2 tRNA genes and 2 rRNA genes are annotated in these 865 nt (G+C 48.2%); all 4 read left to right on the forward strand.

What is annotated here, in order from left to right:
* Positions 1-116 (forward strand): 16S ribosomal RNA (locus F1609_RS33910); the annotation flags it as partial.
* A gap of 91 nt (positions 117-207) precedes the next feature.
* A tRNA-Ile gene (locus F1609_RS33915) sits at positions 208-284 on the forward strand.
* A 10-nt stretch (positions 285-294) separates the two neighbouring features.
* Positions 295-370, forward strand: a tRNA-Ala gene (locus tag F1609_RS33920).
* Between the two features lie 230 nt (positions 371-600).
* Positions 601-865: ribosomal RNA gene (locus F1609_RS33925) — 23S ribosomal RNA — on the forward strand; the annotation flags it as partial.

Below are 865 nucleotides of genomic sequence, written 5' to 3' on the forward strand. Positions count from 1 at the left end.
TACCAGAAGTAGGTAGCTTAACCGCAAGGGGGGCGCTTACCACGGTAGGATTCGTGACTGGGGTGAAGTCGTAACAAGGTAGCCGTATCGGAAGGTGCGGCTGGATCACCTCCTTTCTAGAGTTGCACCTGACTATAGAGTCAGTTCATTAAGCGTCCACTCTTATCGACTGTTGAATTTAGAAGAAACAGTAGCAGTGTCCAAGTCGGGGCTGTAGCTCAGCTGGTTAGAGCACCGTGTTGATAACGCGGGGGTCGTTGGTTCGAGTCCAACCAGCCCTACCACGCATTCCTTGGGGGATTAGCTCAGCTGGGAGAGCACCTGCTTTGCAAGCAGGGGGTCGTCGGTTCGATCCCGTCATCCTCCACCACTCTACTTAACTCTTGAAAGTGCAAACGTAAGCATAGATGCTTAGGTTTGGTCTTTTAGAGATTAAAGCTGTTTCGTTCTTTAACAATCTGGAAGAAGTAAAGTTTTAATCGAATCGTCGACAGACGGTTTGATGGGTAGTGATTGTATGTATCAAAACAAAGCAACAACGCTGTACTTTCTTATCTCTGTAACGCTCTTTGTTCTCCGGAACAGAGGCTAACGTTATAGGGACAAGCGAATAAGTGCACATGGTGGATGCCTTGGCGATTACAGGCGATGAAGGACGTAGTAGCTTGCGATAAGCTGCGGGGAGCTAGCAAACAAGCTTTGATCCGCAGATTTCCGAATGGGGAAACCCGGCCTTTTAGGTCATTGCATACTGAATACATAGGTATGCAAAGCGAACGCGGCGAACTGAAACATCTAAGTAGCTGCAGGAAAATAAATCAACCGAGATTCCCAAAGTAGTGGCGAGCGAAATGGGATGAGCCTG

It is taken from the genome of Massilia aquatica (assembly GCF_011682045.1).
Lineage (GTDB): Bacteria > Pseudomonadota > Gammaproteobacteria > Burkholderiales > Burkholderiaceae_D > Telluria_A > Telluria_A aquatica.